The organism is Fictibacillus phosphorivorans, assembly GCF_001619875.1.
GTDB classification, from domain to species: Bacteria; Bacillota; Bacilli; order Bacillales; family Fictibacillaceae; genus Fictibacillus; species Fictibacillus phosphorivorans_B.
In genome coordinates, this window is the sequence record NZ_LRFC01000034.1 from 136,728 (window position 1) to 153,745 (window position 17,018).

A 17,018-nucleotide genomic window follows, 5' to 3' on the forward strand; every position below is an offset into this window, starting at 1 on the left:
ACTTCTGCAGGTGTTTTTTTATGTGTAGCGTATTGGATAGAGTGGCGCAAATGAGTTGTCTTTATTTTATAACTTGAAACTTTTTTCTTCACCATCCTCTCTAATAGGTGAAAAGGGGGCTAGGAATTGATAGATGTTCAAATAGTAAAAAAAGCAATTAAGGGCAATGAAGAGGCTTTTGAACGGCTTATTAAACAAGAGAGCGACAAATTATATAAAACAGCGTTTCTCTATGTTCGGAATAAAGAAGACGCTTTAGATGTCCTTCAAGAGACCGTTTGTAAAGCTTTTGTTGGAATACACAAATTAAAAGAACCTAAATATTTCAGTACGTGGTTGATTAAAATTTTGATCCGTACAGCATATGAAGTCCTTCAAAAGAAAAAGAAAACCGTTTTAACGGGAGAAGCGTTTTTTCATCAACTTACTGATAATACGAGGATACAGCCTGAACAAGATTTAGATTTAACGTATGCCATATCTCATTTAGAGCAAAACTATCAAACCGTTATTGTTCTGTTCTATTTTCATGATTTATCGATAAAGACTATTTCAGAAAAAATGCAAAAGCCGGAGGGCACGATAAAAACGTATTTACATCGAGCAAAGATAGAATTACGAAGTTTGCTGGAGGGAGTAGGGACATATGGACATAAAATGGGTTGATAAGAAGAATCAGATTGAACTGCCAAGTGAAGATATTATTCGTGCTATCAAGAAAGGTATGAATGATGGAAGGAAGATTAAACAGAAAAAGAGAGTACGGGCCAGAGTGAAATTTTCTGCTTGGTTGTCTGGCACAGCAGCTGCGGTTGTTCTTGCTTCAGGGTTTGTCCTTTCACCTGTTAACACCGTGTTAGCTGAGATGCCTCTTATAGGGAAAATCTATCAAAAACTTGATGTTGAAATAGGTAAAGAGCTATTCAAGAGTAACCTTGTAACTGAGATTAATCAAAAAGCGACAAGCAACGGTGTTGATGTAACGGTTACGAGTGCTTATTACGATGGCAATGTAATAGGGGTAACAATAAAAGCAGAAGGTGAAGATCTTTCAGTTGAAGATATGAATAAGGAGAAGAGTCCTGAAACAGGGTATACAATCGGAGGGAAAGATCAAGATTTGCTTCCTGGATTGAGAGGGCCGCTTCAAAAGCTAAAAGAAGGCAGCTATATAGCTGCATTAGAGTTTGAATTGAATGAAAAAGAACTGCCCAAAGACTTCACGCTTCCTCTGCAATTTACGCATATAGCAAATAAGGTGGGCGACTGGAAGTTTTCAATCCCTGTTAAACAGTTGCCTGTAGAAACGATAAAGCTTGATGAAGTTAGTGCTTCAAAAGATGGTATGCATCAAATTCATATCAATCAATTATCGATTGGAAAAGCGACAGCTAGCTTGCACTACGAATTTCATCGTGCCAACACTGAAACAAACTTAGTCATGCATGTTAAAGTATTCGATGGAAACGGTAAAAGAGTGCCTTTAAGAAATGACCGTGTGGTGGATGTGACAAAAAAACCAGAAGGGGTTATTGAAAATAAAGAATTACAGATTGGAAAGATAGATGAAGATGTTGCCTACTTAATGGTATACCCTGAAGTTGTTTCGTTAACAAACCAGGATAGAATTCAACTTCCTGCCTTAAAGTTGCTTATAGATTAGTGGAAAATAAAGCATGGAGAGATCGCTCTCCATGCTTTTGCTTTTAAACCGTCTCCCTCTCAATTAAACGGACGTTGATTTCTTCATGTGTAACTTTTTTACCGTTAAGGCTTGCTGAAAAAGTTTTTTTCCGGTGACAACTAATGGAATCTCAAGCGTTGTAATATGCATAACTTTTGATATTGGCTGGTTGTCAAAGCTCATTATAGCCAAGTCTTTTGGTACGGATAACCCGCGTTCTCGGATGCTTGTTACTATTCCCGCAGCGACTTGATCGCTTGTTACGAGTAAAGCGGTTGGTCGATGCTGCATCTTCAATAGGGATTCGACCACATCAACGCCATCTTCAACATGAAAACGATCTGTAAAAATATGATTGATTTCAAATGGAAGACTGTGCTTGGATAGGAAATCTTTATACGCCCTTTCTCGTTGAGTGCTGTTTGTCCCAGTTTGTCTTCCGATTGAGTATCCGATTTGGCGATGTCCTTTTTCGTACAAATAATCTAGAGCCAAGGTAAATGCTTTATAGTGATCAATAAATGTGGAGGATATCTTCTCGTTTCTTGAATCTTCACAAAGTATGATTGGTCCATGAGCCAGATAACTTTCGATTACGTCCCACGAACTAATTCTAGAGCAGATAATGAGTGCATCGATCTGCTTGTCCTCAAGCATCTTTAAAGCTTCCATCTCTTTTGCTTTTTCATAGTTCGTTTGAATAAGTACGACCTTATAGTTGTGATCTAATGCCGCGTTTGCGATTCCCTCAATCAATAAACCAAAATAAGGGTGGTTAGAGAACGGAATCACTACACCGATCAAATGCGTCTTTCCTCTGCTTAAATGAACGGCATTTATGTTTCGATGATAGTTGTATTTTTTCATAGCTTCTTTAACAGCTGAGACTTTTTCAGCACTTACATATGGCTGGTTGTTGATCACACGGGACACGGTGGTTACAGAAACGCCAGCCAATCTAGCAATATCCCTTATATTAGCCATGCATTCACCTGCTTCTTTAAAAAGTTTTTCTTGCTTTGAAACGCGTTTCATATCATACGCTTTGCATAAGAAGATAAGGAGGGAAATTTTATGCTGATTTTTTCAGGAATCATAAGTCTAATCGTAATGTGCCTCTCTATAATTATTCTGTCTATGCTTCCCGTTTCATTGCATGAAAAAAACAAAATGAAAAGACCAAGGACAGAAAAAGACCCTTTCAGTTACTTATTTGATGTTTATGGTGACTAATACCTAAATCAATTGTAGTAACATCTGTAAACTTGTACAACTCCATTGCCGAAAACAGATACAATCAGTTAAACTGTTAAAATATTAACGGTCCGTTTTTGGATAGACTGAAGGTAAGTAATTAATTGGAGAGTATGCTTAAATGGAAATGGAGAAACAGGAAACCTATGATATCATGGCCGTTTGTCTTTTAGCAGGCAAGATTATGCTGCAAAGTGGAGCGGAGACTTATCGTGTTGAAGATACAATGATGCGGATTGCGGCTTCTTTTGGAGCTTATCAATCGCATCCTTATGTAACACCGACAGGTATACTTTTTTCAGTCGAAGGTTCAGAGCCAACAAAAACGAAGCTGATTCGTATCGTGGAACGGACAACAGACTTAGAAAAAGTTGCCGAAGTTAACGGAATATCGCGTAAAATAAGCGCAGGAGAATACACGATTGAAGAAGCTTACAAAGAACTGAAGAAAATCAGTGAATCCGGATCTCCTTATTCACTTTGGATCCATGTGCTAGCTGCGGCGATTTCTTCAGGCTGTTTCTTAATCATGTTTCAAGGGAATTGGGGAGACTTTATCCCTGCATTTATTACAGGGGGATTAGGCTTCTTATCTCTTTTGTATTTTCACCAGCTCGTTCCTATTAAATTTTTCTCAGAGTTTTCGGCTTCACTAATAATTGGCCTGCAGGCACACTTGTTTGTCTCAATAGGAATTGGCGGAGAACTTGATAAAATAATTATCGGATCAGTAATGCCGCTTGTCCCTGGGTTGCTTATCACGAATGCTGTTCGTGACTTGATGGCAGGACACCTGATCTCTGGACTGGCTAAAGGGGCAGATGCATTTTTAACAGCTTTTGCAATCGGGGCTGGAATTGCAGTTATGTTTTCATTTTTTTAAGGAGGGATGTTTACGATGACGATTATTGAGCAAATCATTACAAGTTTTATCGCGTCGGCGGCTTTTGTTATTATTTTTAACGGGCCAAAACGCTCTCTATTTCATTGCGGTCTAGTCGGGATGATCGGTTGGATTTTTTATTTTCTTTTAGAATCAAATGGTGTGGACATGGTATTAGCAACAGTTATCGCAGCGTTCTCGATTGCCATAGCTTCACAATACTTTGCAAAAAAATATAAAACACCTGTAATCATCTATAGCGTAGCAGGAATAATTCCACTTGTTCCAGGAGGCATAGCTTATAATGCGATGCGCAACTTTGTGCAGAATGATTATAATTTAGCCATTAATTTAGCAGCAAAAGCATTCATGATATCAGGATCGATTGCCATAGGTCTTGTTTTTTCAGAAGTGATTAATCAGATTATACGAAAATCGAAGCTTAAATCGATTGTAAACAAAACGCACTAGTATAAACCATCTGCCGGCCAGATGGTTTTTTTTATGGAAATAAAAGTTTTAAGGTTAGACTAGGCAGAAACCTTAAATGACTCTTTCCCTGCTTATATTCTACTAGTAATTTGTTGGTTTCTGGGATTCAACTAGTAACTTGTGCACGACTAAAGATACAAATGTCCACACTGGAAAGAATTTTATCTTGTTTTCTTACCAAGTCTAACGTCATAATAAGAGAATAAAATTGTTCATATATTGTCACAATTTGTAATCATATATGATTTATTTTATAATTAAAAATAGATAAAATTTTCAGTCAAATACAAGGGGGTAAAGTTTTTGAGCAACTTTGAAACGTTTGTAGGAGATGCAGTAGCGATTCTTTGGAGTCAGCCGATGATTTATTTTTGTTTAGGTGTAGGGCTATTATTTTCGATTTTAACTCGATTTTTGCAAGTGCGGCACTTTAAAGAAATGATCAAACTCATGATGGAAGGTAAAAGTTCAAAAGCTGGTGTTTCCTCTTTCCAAGCCTTAGCGATTGCGCTTTCTGGCCGTGTAGGAACTGGTAATATCGCTGGTACAGCGACAGCGATAGGCTTTGGTGGTCCTGGTGCAGTATTCTGGATGTGGATGATCGCTTTTATTGGTGCGTCCAGTGCATTTGTTGAATCAGCACTTGCTCAAGTATATAAAGTAAAGCAGGACGGGGAGTATCGTGGTGGACCTGCTTATTACATTGAAAAAGGAATCGGCTGGAAGTGGTACGGAATCATTTTCGCCATTTCAGCATTAGCTGCTATGGCATTACTAATGCCTGGTATTCAGTCTAACTCCATCGCTGCAGGGCTTGATAATGCTTTTAATATTAATCCATCTGTGACGGGTATTTTCTTAGTCATTATTTTAGCGGCTATCATTTTTGGTGGTGTTAAACGTATTGCGAACGTTGCACAATATGTAGTTCCATTTATGGCGATAGGCTATGTATTAGTATCGTTAATTATCGTTGCTTTTCATATCCCACAGGTCCCAGAGGTGCTTTCTCTTATTTTCAGAAGTGCATTCTCATTTGACTCTGCATTTGGCGGTATTGTTGGTTCGGCTATTATGTGGGGAGTAAAGCGCGGTATTTATTCCAATGAAGCAGGACAAGGTACTGGTCCTCATCCAGCTGCAGCTGCTGAGGTGTCACATCCTGCCAAACAAGGTCTAGTTCAAGCATTCTCTGTATATATCGATACATGGCTTGTATGTACAGCTACAGCTTTCATGATACTTTTTACAGGGATGTACAATGTACAGAACGAAGCAGATAAAACGTTTATTGTTGAGAATATTCCTAACGTAGAAGCAGGTACTGCTTTTACACAAGAAGCGATTGAATCAGTACTGCCTGGTTTCGGTTCTGCTTTTGTTGCAGTATCACTATTTTTCTTTGCCTTTACAACAATTATGGCTTACTACTATATTGCAGAAACGAATATTGCTTACCTCATGCGAGGCCGAAATAACAGAATTCCTATGTTCTTGCTGAAGATTGTATTGCTGGGAACAACGTATTACGGAGCTGTAAAAACAGCAGACCTTGCTTGGGCACTAGGAGATCTCGGTCTTGGTATCATGGTTTGGCTAAACTTGATTGCCATCTTAATTTTGGCAAAGCCAGCACTTCGTGTTTTAAAAGATTACGAAGAACAAAAGAAAGCTGGACTCGATCCTGTTTTTGATTCAACAAAACTTGGCATAAAAAATGCTGAGTATTGGGAAGGCGGATATAAAGAACCAGCTAGCCACTCGAAGGAAAAAGTATCATAAATGACTATGAAACAGGCTGTTTTTTTACAGCCTGTTTTCTTTATAGGGTTTAATTTATCTCCATTTCAGGAATTCTTATAAAAAAGACATAACAGAAGTGGAGGCAGACCCTTGATCGATCTACTTAAAAAAGGAAATAAGTCGTCTGGAATTGCTGCATTAGGAAACACGGTACTTGCTATAGCTAAAGGTATTGCTGCTTCAGTAAGTGGAAGTGGTGCCATGTTTGCAACAACACTGCATTCAGCTGCGGATGCCTTAAACCAGGCATTTGTCTTTTTCGGAAGTGCTCTTTCTGAAAAAGAGCCAACAAAGAAATTCCCATCAGGCTTTGGGCGTGTGGTTAATCTATTCGTATTGGTCGCAGTTATTGTCGTTTCTATCATGGCCTATGAAACGATATTAAAAGGATGGAAGCTTATCCAAGATCCGCATCCTTCTACAAATCTACTATTGAATATTGGCATCATGGTTTTAGCCATTTTAGTAGACGGTTTTATATTAATAAAAGCGATGAAGGAAATCGTACATGAAACACGAAGTGAAGCGAAGGGGTTCGGAATCGTAAAAGAATCCTTTAAAAATGTCGCATTGGCTGCACCGCCAACCCGTTTGGTATTTTACGAAGATTTGATCGCTACATCAGGTGCATTTCTTGCGCTCATCTCAATTGTACTTGCAGACCTAACAGGGGCCTATATTTTGGACGGAATCGGAACATTATTAATTGGAATTCTTCTTGTCGTTATTGCGTTTAAACTCGGAATTGAAAACACTAGAGGGTTAATCGGGGTCGCTGCGCCAAAAGTAGTGGAAGACCGCATTGCAGAGACGATTCTCTCAGATCAGGATGTTGTAGATATTAAAGAGCTTCGTATTATGCAAGAAGGAAGAAGATTTCATGTTGAAAGCTACATCGAGTTAAGAGAAGGTTTTACGCTTGCAGATGCTGATGATATTAAATTCCGTGTAAGAGATACGTTACTAGAAGACCCTGATATCGGTGACGTTACAATGGGGATTCTTGAAACAGACCACGTGAAAACATGGCCAAAAGAAGCTGAAATTGAAGTGAATGGGAAAGAAGACAGGACTGAGAAAACCCGCTAAAACAACGTTAGCGGGTTTTATGTTGGAGTGAGTTGGGGGAAGAGGGGGAGGAGCGAGAAGTTGCGTTGGCTGCAGATGATTAGGGGTGGGGGGTATAATGCAGGTCGATATATGGGCATAACTCGCGGAATTATGTCCAAAACTCGCGGAAAAAACTACAAAACTTGCGGAATTATGCAAGAGATTTCAGGGGATAGTAGCCTTATACCCTAGGTGGTCTGTGTAAAAGATAAGTTTCAAAAGCCATAACATGCATTATTCTGTTATTAAACCACTCTCTATCCAGCCTTTTTGTATGTGCAACAAAATAATTCACTTGGATCACTCCAATATCACAACAGGCAATGACCTAACAACCACTCGAATGATGATTCAATATATAGAGAAGTCGAAATAGTTAAATATTTTTATAAAAAAGGATAAAATAGAAGTAGATTGTTAAGTTTGTTAAACATCGGTGACGTTCGGGGGATAATTTATGCGGAAAGTGTTTTCTTATTTAAAAGCGTACCGGGTCGCGATCGGAGCAGCACTTTTTTTGACTCTATTGGAACTGGGCGTTGAATTGCTGCAGCCTTTAATTATGGCAAAGATCATTGATGACGGTATTTTAAAGAGCGATTTGAGCGTGGTTAAGTTTTGGGGCATTGTGATGTTTAGTCTTGCTTTAGCTGCTTTTGCAGCAGGAATCGCCAACTCGTTTTTTTCAGCTCATGTCAGCCAGAATTATGGATTTGATATAAGGCGGCTCGTGTTTGAAAAAGTACAATCTTTTTCGTTTGTGAATTTTAATAAATTTCCTGCTTCTTCGTTGATCACAAGAATGACGAATGATGTGACACAGCTTCAGAATACTGTATTTATGAGTTTGCGGATCATGCTAAGAGCACCGCTTTTATTAGCTGGTGGAGTGATCATGTCTCTTATTGTCAACTGGAAGCTAGCAATGGTATTGGTAGTGGCATTACCGTTTCTCTTGGTTTTTCTAAAATGGGTGCTTAATACTGCCGGCAGCATGTTTCGGGATGTGCAGGATAAGCTTGATGGCGTGAATCGGGTTATGCGTGAAAACTTAATGGGAATGCGTTTGATTAAGGCGTTTTTGAGAAGAGACTTTGAAAAAGACCGCTTCGAACAGGCGAGCGTCGATTTAAAAGTACGAACAGTTTCATCTCTTCGTTTAATAGAAGTTTCAATTCCAGTATTGTTGTTTGTAATGAATATTGCCATTCTGTTCATCCTTTGGTTCGGCAGCAGACAGGTGAACTTCGGCACGATTGAAGTAGGGGAAGTTGTCGCGATCGTTAATTACTCATTCAGAATCTCATCAGTACTAACGATCATTTCTTTTATCATTATGGCTTTCTCACGGGCAAAAGCATCAGCACAACGAATTGGGGAAGTACTGGATACAGAGGTGGATCTGATTGAGGCTGCTGGCGCTGATCGGTCATTATTATTAAAACAAGGAGCAGTAGAATTTAAGGATGTTTCTTTTAGTTATCCGGAAAGTGATGTGCCTGTTCTAAAAAACTTATCATTTTCGGTTAAGTCAGGAGAGACGCTAGCGATCCTTGGATCAACGGGTTCCGGAAAAACCTCGCTTTTTCAGCTTGTTCCTAGACTTTACGATGTTACAGCTGGTGAAGTACTCGTTGACGGAAAAAATGTAAATGAATATCCGATTGAAACGCTCAGAAAAGGAATTGGTGTTGTTCCACAGGAAGCAGTGCTATTTACAGGTTCAATTTCTGAAAACATCGGCTGGGGAAAAGAAGGAGCAAGTCAAAATGAAATCATTTCTGCAGCAAAAGATGCACAAATTCATGAAACAGTAGAAAAATTACCGAATCAATATGATACAAGAGTAGGACAGCGGGGTGTTAACCTGTCTGGCGGGCAGAAACAAAGGTTGTCCATTGCAAGAGCGTTAGTCCGCAAACCCAAAATTTTAATGCTGGATGACAGCACAAGTGCACTGGATCTAAAGACAGAAGCAAAGCTGTTGAAGGCGTTACGAACTTACTCATGTACCACGTTTATTATTACGCAAAAAATAAGTACAGCGATGGAAGCCGACCGTATTCTGCTTTTAGATGATGGTGCTGTTGAGGCTTGGGGAACACATGAAGAACTCCTTAAAAACTCTCCGTTGTATGTTAGAATCGTTCAATCACAGTTTGGGGAGGAGGACTTTCAGCATGTCAAAGGGTTCAAACAGACCTCATCCACATAATCATTTATTTGGTAAGAAAGTAAAACCGAAAAACTGGGCAAGTACAATAAGACGTATCGGAAGCTACTTTTCTGATCATAAATGGCTGTTAAGCTTGGTGCTGCTTATGGTGATTATCAGCTCTGCTTTAAGCTTACTTGGACCTTTTTTAATCGGAATGGCTATTGATTCTTACATTGTTAAAGAGAATGTGGACGGTTTAAATAAAATGTTAATAGGCCTTGTTTTTGTCTTTATAGGCCAATCACTTTCCATCTGGCTGCAAAACTATTGGATGATCGGGATTGCACAAGATACCGTATTAAAAATGAGAAACGATTTATTTAATCAATTTCATAGGCTTTCGATTTCATTCTTTGATAAAAGGCAGCACGGTGAATTGATGAGCCGAGTTACAAATGATATTGAAAATGTGAGTTCTACACTAAACAGTTCTTTCATTCAAGTGTTTTCCAGCATCCTAACGCTTATTGGAACAGTAGGTGTAATGATCTATTTAAGTCCCATCCTAACGCTGATCTCCCTTTCGATCGTACCCCTAATGTTCTTTGGGTTAAAGTGGATTACAAAGAGAACAGGTGCGAGGTTTAAAGAACAACAAAGAAATTTGGGTGAGATTAACGGATATATTGAAGAAATCACCTCTGGTCAGCGTATTGTGAAATCATTTTCACAGGAAAAAAGAGTGATTGAGGAATTTATGCAAAAAAATGAGAGATTGAAAGAGTCCGGGTATTGGGCTCAGACTTTCTCAGGTTTTATCCCGAAATTAATGAACGTTCTTAACAATGGGAGCTTTGCTTTAATTGCGGGTATCGGGGGAGTTCTTGCTCTTAATGGGAAAGTATCTATCGGTGTAATCGTCATTTTTGTTGAGTATTCACGACAGTTTACACGACCGCTTAATGATCTGGCGAACCAGTTTAATACGCTTTTGTCAGCTGTTGCAGGAGCAGAAAGAGTTTTCGAGATTCTTGATGAATCACAAGAGGAAATGGATGAGACAGGTGCTATTGAACTGCCTTCGGTAAAAGGAAAAGTAGATTTTCGTGACGTTGGTTTTTCTTATGAAAAAGATGAAATGACTGTAAAGGGATTAAGTTTTTCTGTAAAAGAAGGTGAAACAGTTGCACTAGTTGGTCCTACAGGTGCGGGCAAGACGACAATCGTGAATCTGCTCTCACGGTTTTATGATGCAGATTCTGGTCAAATCCTGATTGATGGGAACGATATAAAGAAAGTAAAAAGAAGTTCTCTCAGAAGTCATATGGGTTTTGTGTTGCAGGATTCTTTTTTATTTGAAGGAACCATTCTTGAAAATATTCGGTATGGGCGTTTGAGTGCCACAGACGATGAGGTTATTGCAGCTGCCAAACTAGCTAATGCTCTTTCCTTTATTACGAAACTGCCTAAAAGCTATAAAACGATCTTGAACCAAGAGGGCAGTGGGATCAGTCAAGGCCAAAAACAGCTCTTATCGATCGCACGAGCCATTTTAGCAGACCCTTCTCTGCTTATTTTAGATGAAGCAACAAGCTCTATCGATACAATAACTGAGATGAAGATCCAAGAAGCCTTGCAGCGCTTGATGCAAGGGAGAACGAGTTTTGTTATTGCACATCGATTGAACACGATTCAGCAAGCCGATCAGATTCTTGTTCTTCAGGATGGAAGTATCTCTGAAAAAGGGACTCACGAAGAATTGTTAAATAACAAAAAGTTTTATTACTCCTTGTATCATAGCCAGCTGAAGCAGGACGCATAACGCTGTCGATAAGTTACTACTTAAGTCTTATAAAAACAATGCTATAGTCACAAAAAAAGGGAGATTCTTGGAGGAATCGCCCTTTTTTTGTCGTATTCTTTATACAAGCCATTTGGACTGGGGAGTAGACCATGATTGTAGAAAAGCTGCTTTTACATGTATTAATTGTTCTTGCACCCGTATTAAGCTATAGCTTGCTGTTCGAAAATCGTAAAATAGGAAAGTCCCCATACTTTTTAGGTCTTTTATACGGAGCATCTGCGTCACTTTGTATGTATTTTGCTTATTATGATGCAGGTTTATATTGGGACCTGCGATATGTTCCTGTCGTTCTTTCTATCTTTTACGGTGGTCCGATATCTGGGATCATTACGATCACAGCGCTAATGATCACCAGAACCGCTATGGGCGGAGAGACACTTTTTTTAGCTTACATATCTGCAGTTGTTGCATGTGCGGTCCCTTACATCATTTATAAATACTTCTGGAAATCTGCACCGAAAAAAAGAATCTACCTCTCTATTATCATAGGTTCTTGGCCTGCGTTTGTTCAGCTCATCATTCTTCTAAGTTACCTTACCTTTATTAATAAAGACTTCATACAGTTAGATCAAGATTTATTTATATACATGACCGTTTTTGGCCTTATTCAAATGGTAACTTTTGTTTTTACCGCTATATTAAATGAGTCTGTCATTGAAAGAAATTTAATGAAAGACGAGATCAGGCGCTCAGAAAAGCAGCATACGCTTGGTGAACTCGCAGCTTCGATCGCTCATGAAGTTCGTAATCCATTAACAGTCGTTAAAGGATTTCTTCAGTTAATGGCAGGTGAGGATGAGCGGCATAAGCATTATTATCCGCTTATTTTAAGTGAGCTTGGAAGAGCTGAGAACATAATCAGTGATTATTTAAATTTTGCTAAACCCGAATTTAAGAAGATCGAGACGTTTCCTCTACCACTGCTTGTTATGGAACTTAGTATTTTATTAAATCCATACGCTTTAAAAGAAGGAATCTCACTGACCCATTCCATAGAATCAGATGCTGTTATTACAACGGATCGTAATCAGCTAAAGCAAGCGTTGATCAATATTTTGAAAAATGCTGTTGAAGCAACTCCAAAAGAGGGACGAGTCTCGATAAAGCTCATGGAAGATGGAGATCATGTAAAGATTATAATTAGGGATACAGGAAAAGGAATGACAAAGGAACAACTATCGCGTGTAGGCTCCCTTTTCTTTTCGACAAAAGAACAAGGTATGGGATTAGGTACCATGGTATCTACTCGCATTATTGAATCTATGGGTGGAAGAGTGGATTATACGAGCAAGGTTGGTAAGGGAACAAAAGTAAGTGTCACATTACCTTTAAATATGATGCTCGATGAACTGCAGGTTTAAAAGTAATTATAAAGGGGAAAATGCTGAGAAGAGGTGAAGCAGCATGGATAACTTTATGTCTGATGTTTTTCGGTTTTTAGGCGGCTTCTTAAATGTTAGCTTATTATTAGTGATTATTATTGTTATACTGATTGTTCGAAAGACTAGGAAGAAAAAGCCAAAAAATGAGGAAGAAGACTATCTTACTCATAAAGAAAGACATTCGAAAGAATAATGTTCCAAAAGCCTGCAGAATATGCGGGCTTTTTTTAGTCATTTTATTGGCATTTATGTTTTATGTTTAAAGTTTATTTCATTTAAGTATTTGAGAAGGTTTTCCATCCCTTTCGTCGAAATGAATTACATACCATATGTGAAACAGCACACATCAAGAAAACTTTTTTTGAGTGTGCTTTTTTATATCTTTTAAATTTGCTAATCTTAGAACACTCATCGTATAATTTTTGTATAATACATTGTATATATTTTGTAAAGGTAGATGGAAGGTGTGAAAACATGAAATCTGTAGCTGTCATTGGTGCAGGACCTGGTGGCTTAACGGCAGGAATGCTTTTAGCCAGCAAAGGTTATCAAGTAACAGTATACGAGAAACAACCGTTTATCGGAGGACGTACTTCTGCTTTACATAAAGAAGAGTATACGTTTGATCGAGGTCCCACGTTTCTTAATATGCCTCACATATTGGAGGAAATGTTTCACCTTGCCGGGCGGCGATTAGAAGATTATATCCAATTAAAAAAAATTGAGCCGATGTACCAGCTTAAATTCAAAGATGCGGTACTAGATGCTACGACAGATCAATCGGTCATGTATAAAAATATAGAAAAAGTCTTTCCTGGAAATGGCGAAGGTTACAGACGTTTCATGAAAAGAGAAAAAGAAAAGTTTGAAGCGTTAATGCCTATTTTGCAAAACAAGCATGACTCTCTTTTAGATTATCTGCAGTTTAAATTTATTAAAGCATTACCGAAGCTGACGATTACAGATTCTTTGCATGATCAGCTATCCACTTATTTTTCTGATGAAAGTCTCCGTCTTGCTTTCACGTTTCAGGCAAAATATTTAGGCATGTCGCCGTGGGAATGTCCTGGTGCGTTTACGATCTTATCTTATATGGAACACGCATATGGAGTCTATCATCCTATCGGCGGTGTTAATAAGATCACAGAAGCAATGGCAAAAGTGATTAAAGAATATGGCGGAAAAGTCGTTACGTCATGCGGAGTGAAAGAGCTTGTCATTGAAAAAGGGAAGGTTAATGGACTTAAACTAGATTCTTGTGAAACGGTGTATGCCGATGAAGTGGTCGTTAACGCAGACTTTGCACACGCTATGGAAAGGCTGATGCCCAAAGGCTCAACGAAGAAATACACCAGTGATAAATTGAGGAAGAAGAGCTATTCGTGCTCGGCGTTTATGCTGTATGTTGGCGTGAATCAAAAATACGATCTCCCTCACCATACCATTGTTTTCTCAGAAGACTATCGAAAAAACGTTGAAGAGATTACCAAAAAGAAAATCTTATCTCAAGATCCATCCATCTATATTCATAATCCTTCTGTTACAGATCCAACGCTTGCTCCTGAAGGGAAGTCGGCTCTATACATTTTAGCCCCTGTTCCAAATAACTTTAGCATGATTGACTGGGAACATCACAAGCATGATTTTAGAAAACTAGTTCTTCAGCAGCTTCAAGAACGAACAGAGTTCAAAGATCTTGAGAAATATATTGAAACGGAGCATATGTTTACGCCATTGGATTGGGAAACACAGCTTCATGTTTACAAGGGAGCCACGTTTAACCTCGGACATCAATTAACTCAAATGATGTATTTCAGACCGCACAATAAGCAAAACGAGATAGAAGGATTGTGGCTTGTAGGGGGAGGAACACACCCCGGAAGCGGTTTACCCACGATTATGGAATCGGCTCGTATTACAACTCGATTGATGACAGATAAACATAGCGCTATGGAGGTTCAATCAGTATGAATGCTGGAATTGTTGGCGGAGGAATTGGTGGCTTAATTACAGCACTCTACTTAAGAAAACAAGGTAAGGAAGTTACGATTTACGAGAAAAGCTCCGGACTAGGCGGAAGGCTGAATTTTTTTAAAACAGAAGGATATAGAATCGATAGCGGACCAACCATCGTTCTGCTTCCTGAGATGATTTATGAAATCTTAGATGAGATCGGCATCGAGCGTGAAGAAATAGAATTGATTCCATGCACGCCGATGTACAAATTAAACTATCCAGACGGTTCTCACTTTTATAAAACAAGTGATCTTCCTGGACAGTTGAATGAGATCAGTAGAATGTATCCTGGTGATGAACAAGGCTTCTTGAGATATGTAGCCGATATGTATGAACGTTTCCATCAAGGAAAAACAGCATTCTTGGATCGTTCTTTTGTGAATAAAAGGGATTTTTGGACACCTAAAAATCTCCACACGCTTACAAAACTGAAAGCCTATCAATCAGTTAAAGATTTCGCAAAAGTCTATTTTAACCATCCTAGAATGCAGGAAGCTTTTTCGTTTCAGACATTATATATTGGCGGATCACCTGAAAATTCACCTGCGATGTACTCGCTCGTGCCGTTCAGTGAGCATGCTCATGGCATTTGGTATATAAAAGGCGGCTATGCGAGTATCGTAGATTTATTGCAAAGAAAACTAGCTGAGCAAGGTGTCGAGATCAAAGTGAATACTCCAGTAAACTCCTTGCTGATAAACGGAAATGCATGCAATGGTGTGGTCACAAAAGAAGGTACCCAAATGCACGATATGGTGATCTACAATGGTGACTTTCCAGGCATTCAACATCTCATTCCAGGTCGTAAGCCGATTAAAAAAAGTTACCAATCTTCTTCCGGCTGCTTTTTATTGTACTTAGGGCTGGATCGAACATATGACGAAGCAGATGTGCATCAGTTCTTTATGACAGATTACTTTGATGCCCATATGCAGGAAGTCTTTGTACGTAAAAATCTGCCTCGTGATCCCGCGGTTTATACGTTCTACCCATCTAAAATAGATCCTTCTCTTGCACCAGAGGGAAAAAGTGTACTCTACGTGCTCGTTCCGGTTCCATCTGGAGATACGGTAGATTGGGAAGCTAAAAAGGAAACCTACGCAGATTTTATTTTGCAGCGGTTGGAAGACAGAGGATACCCAGGTCTTAAGAAAGCGATCACTTGGAAAGAAATCCGAACGCCGAATGACGCCCTAACAGACGGATTGTATCAAGGTGGCAGCTTCGGTATTGCTCCAACATTAAAACAATCAGGTGTGTTTCGTCCTCAGATTAAACCTCTGCCATATGAAAATCTGTATGCAGTTGGCGCATCCATACATCCTGGGGGAGGTGTACCCATCGTTATGCAGAGTGCGAAACATCTCGCAAAATATCTTGAAAGGGCGTGAAAAATTTGGTAACGGTACAGGAGTCTTATTCTTATTGTGAAGAAGTTATTAAAGTTCATTCTAAAACGTTCTATAAAGCATTTTCATTTTTGCCCGATGAGAAAAGACGCGCCGTTTGGGCGGTTTACTCATTTTGCAGAACTGTAGATGATATTGTAGACGAAGGGAAGCGGCCACTAGAAGAGCTTGCTGTTTTCAAAGAACAGTTTAAACAGTTCTTAAATGGCAAAATTCCTGCAACCGAACCAATGTGGATCGCGCTTCAGCATGTTTTTCAGCAGTTCGAGATGGAGGAACAAGCCTTTCTGGATATGATTAAAGGACAAGAAATGGATCTATACAAATCGCATTATGAAACAGTAGAAGAGTTGGAATATTACTCTTACCATGTGGCTAGCACAGTTGGCTTAATGCTGCTTCCTATTCTTGCTCCAGAACAAAAAGAGCTCGTTCGGAAAGGAGCTATTTATCTAGGGATTGGGATGCAGTTTACAAATGTACTTCGCGATATTGCAGAGGACTTAGATCGCGGCCGAGTGTATTTACCTTCGAGCATAATGGCTGAACACGGGTATACAGAGGATGACTTGAAAAAAGAAGTGGTCGATAATCGTTTTATAATGGCGTGGGAAAGTATTGCTATGCGTGCAGAAGTATTTTATGCGAAGTTTAACGAAACCCTAGATCATTACCCGATCGATTCAAGAATGCCTGTTCAGCTAGCGTCCATTTATTATCGAGAGATTTTAAATAAAGTCCGCAAGCAAAATTATAAAGTGTTTAGCAGCAGAGCGTTTGTATCGAGTGAGGAGAAAGGAGATCTATTTAAGAAGATTGCTGTGGAATAATTTTTAGTTTAGCTGAAAAGAGCTGATAACTAGGATGTGTACCTAGTTGTCGGCTCTTTTGTTATTTCTATGGTGCTTTTGAAAGTAGTTGATTTCCGCTCCAGGATGCTCGCTTTCCGGGGGGCGTGCGGTG

At 39.1% G+C, this 17,018-nt stretch carries 15 protein-coding genes; 14 read left to right on the top strand and 1 reads right to left on the bottom strand.

All coding sequences use genetic code 11. The features are described 5' to 3' along the window. Positions 1–126: 126 nt before the first annotated feature. Together AWM68_RS14355 and AWM68_RS14360 are read left to right on the top strand one after the other, a co-directional pair. Positions 127–666, top strand: coding sequence for a sigma-70 family RNA polymerase sigma factor (locus AWM68_RS14355; protein WP_082820719.1), 540 nt, complete (start codon positions 127–129; stop codon positions 664–666). After that, positions 647–1,663 carry a DUF4179 domain-containing protein gene (locus AWM68_RS14360; protein ID WP_066243118.1) on the top strand — a complete coding sequence of 339 codons (1,017 nt, stop codon included), beginning with the start codon at positions 647–649 and terminating at the stop codon, positions 1,661–1,663. Before AWM68_RS14355 ends, AWM68_RS14360 begins: the two co-directional genes overlap by 20 nt. Before the next feature lie 63 nt (positions 1,664–1,726). Here the strand turns inward: AWM68_RS14360 and AWM68_RS14365 are convergent, their stop codons facing one another. Then, entirely contained in the window at positions 1,727–2,668 is a 942-nt protein-coding gene (locus AWM68_RS14365) for a LacI family DNA-binding transcriptional regulator (RefSeq protein ID WP_156488416.1), read from the bottom strand. A 90-nt stretch (positions 2,669–2,758) separates the two neighbouring features. On the opposite strand from AWM68_RS14365, the gene AWM68_RS21495 reads away from it, so the two are divergent. The 12 genes from AWM68_RS21495 to AWM68_RS14415 all read left to right on the top strand — a co-directional run bounded on the left by AWM68_RS21495 (position 2,759) and on the right by AWM68_RS14415 (position 16,885). Beyond that, entirely contained in the window at positions 2,759–2,917 is a 159-nt protein-coding gene (locus AWM68_RS21495; RefSeq protein WP_156488417.1) for a hypothetical protein, read from the top strand. A gap of 142 nt (positions 2,918–3,059) precedes the next feature. Beyond that, positions 3,060–3,821, top strand: coding sequence for a threonine/serine exporter family protein (locus tag AWM68_RS14370; RefSeq protein WP_066243119.1), 762 nt, complete (start codon positions 3,060–3,062; stop codon positions 3,819–3,821). Positions 3,822–3,836: 15 nt separating this feature from the next. Then, complete coding sequence (locus AWM68_RS14375; protein ID WP_066243121.1) at positions 3,837–4,292, top strand: threonine/serine exporter family protein; 456 nt, start codon at positions 3,837–3,839, stop codon at positions 4,290–4,292. 381 nt (positions 4,293–4,673) lie between these two features. Continuing rightward, complete coding sequence (locus AWM68_RS14380; protein WP_066243393.1) at positions 4,674–6,095, top strand: alanine/glycine:cation symporter family protein; 1,422 nt, start codon at positions 4,674–4,676, stop codon at positions 6,093–6,095. Between the two features lie 111 nt (positions 6,096–6,206). Then, positions 6,207–7,205, top strand: coding sequence for a cation diffusion facilitator family transporter (locus AWM68_RS14385; protein ID WP_066243123.1), 999 nt, complete (start codon positions 6,207–6,209; stop codon positions 7,203–7,205). A gap of 478 nt (positions 7,206–7,683) precedes the next feature. After that, a complete protein-coding gene (locus AWM68_RS14390; RefSeq protein WP_066243125.1) occupies positions 7,684–9,441 on the top strand; it encodes an ABC transporter ATP-binding protein in 1,758 nt (585 codons plus the stop codon). Beyond that, complete coding sequence (locus AWM68_RS14395) at positions 9,407–11,206, top strand: ABC transporter ATP-binding protein (RefSeq protein WP_066243128.1); 1,800 nt, start codon at positions 9,407–9,409, stop codon at positions 11,204–11,206. Before AWM68_RS14390 ends, AWM68_RS14395 begins: the two co-directional genes overlap by 35 nt. A gap of 131 nt (positions 11,207–11,337) precedes the next feature. Continuing rightward, the gene (locus tag AWM68_RS14400; RefSeq protein WP_066243130.1) at positions 11,338–12,609 is read left to right on the top strand and encodes an ATP-binding protein; all 1,272 of its coding nucleotides are present in this window, start codon (positions 11,338–11,340) and stop codon (positions 12,607–12,609) included. A 43-nt stretch (positions 12,610–12,652) separates the two neighbouring features. Continuing rightward, complete coding sequence (locus tag AWM68_RS21500) at positions 12,653–12,823, top strand: hypothetical protein (protein WP_156488418.1); 171 nt, start codon at positions 12,653–12,655, stop codon at positions 12,821–12,823. Between the two features lie 281 nt (positions 12,824–13,104). Further along, entirely contained in the window at positions 13,105–14,601 is a 1,497-nt protein-coding gene (locus tag AWM68_RS14405; protein ID WP_066243133.1) for a phytoene desaturase family protein, read from the top strand. Continuing rightward, positions 14,598–16,037 (top strand): phytoene desaturase family protein, encoded by a 1,440-nt coding sequence (locus AWM68_RS14410; RefSeq protein WP_066243146.1) that lies wholly within the window; start codon positions 14,598–14,600, stop codon positions 16,035–16,037. The genes AWM68_RS14405 and AWM68_RS14410 overlap by 4 nt, the downstream gene beginning before the upstream one ends. A gap of 5 nt (positions 16,038–16,042) precedes the next feature. Beyond that, on the top strand, positions 16,043–16,885 hold the full coding sequence (locus tag AWM68_RS14415) for a phytoene/squalene synthase family protein (protein ID WP_082820720.1): 843 nt from the start codon (positions 16,043–16,045) through the stop codon (positions 16,883–16,885). The last annotated feature ends 133 nt before the right edge of the window (positions 16,886–17,018 follow it).

What these genes read in the sequence shown, in the direction of transcription:
- AWM68_RS14405 (WP_066243133.1), top strand. Translation starts at nt 13,105, where the DNA reads ATGAAATCTGTAGCTGTCATTGGTGCAGGACCTGGTGGCTTAACGGCA.
- AWM68_RS21495 (WP_156488417.1), top strand. Translation starts at nt 2,759, where the DNA reads ATGCTGATTTTTTCAGGAATCATAAGTCTAATCGTAATGTGCCTCTCT.
- AWM68_RS14390 (WP_066243125.1), top strand. Translation starts at nt 7,684, where the DNA reads ATGCGGAAAGTGTTTTCTTATTTAAAAGCGTACCGGGTCGCGATCGGA.
- AWM68_RS14365 (WP_156488416.1), bottom strand. Translation starts at nt 2,668, where the DNA reads ATGGCTAATATAAGGGATATTGCTAGATTGGCTGGCGTTTCTGTAACC.
- AWM68_RS14395 (WP_066243128.1), top strand. Translation starts at nt 9,407, where the DNA reads ATGTCAAAGGGTTCAAACAGACCTCATCCACATAATCATTTATTTGGT.
- AWM68_RS14360 (WP_066243118.1), top strand. Translation starts at nt 647, where the DNA reads ATGGACATAAAATGGGTTGATAAGAAGAATCAGATTGAACTGCCAAGT.
- AWM68_RS14370 (WP_066243119.1), top strand. Translation starts at nt 3,060, where the DNA reads ATGGAAATGGAGAAACAGGAAACCTATGATATCATGGCCGTTTGTCTT.
- AWM68_RS14375 (WP_066243121.1), top strand. Translation starts at nt 3,837, where the DNA reads ATGACGATTATTGAGCAAATCATTACAAGTTTTATCGCGTCGGCGGCT.
- AWM68_RS14400 (WP_066243130.1), top strand. Translation starts at nt 11,338, where the DNA reads ATGATTGTAGAAAAGCTGCTTTTACATGTATTAATTGTTCTTGCACCC.
- AWM68_RS14410 (WP_066243146.1), top strand. Translation starts at nt 14,598, where the DNA reads ATGAATGCTGGAATTGTTGGCGGAGGAATTGGTGGCTTAATTACAGCA.
- AWM68_RS14380 (WP_066243393.1), top strand. Translation starts at nt 4,674, where the DNA reads ATGATTTATTTTTGTTTAGGTGTAGGGCTATTATTTTCGATTTTAACT.
- AWM68_RS21500 (WP_156488418.1), top strand. Translation starts at nt 12,653, where the DNA reads ATGGATAACTTTATGTCTGATGTTTTTCGGTTTTTAGGCGGCTTCTTA.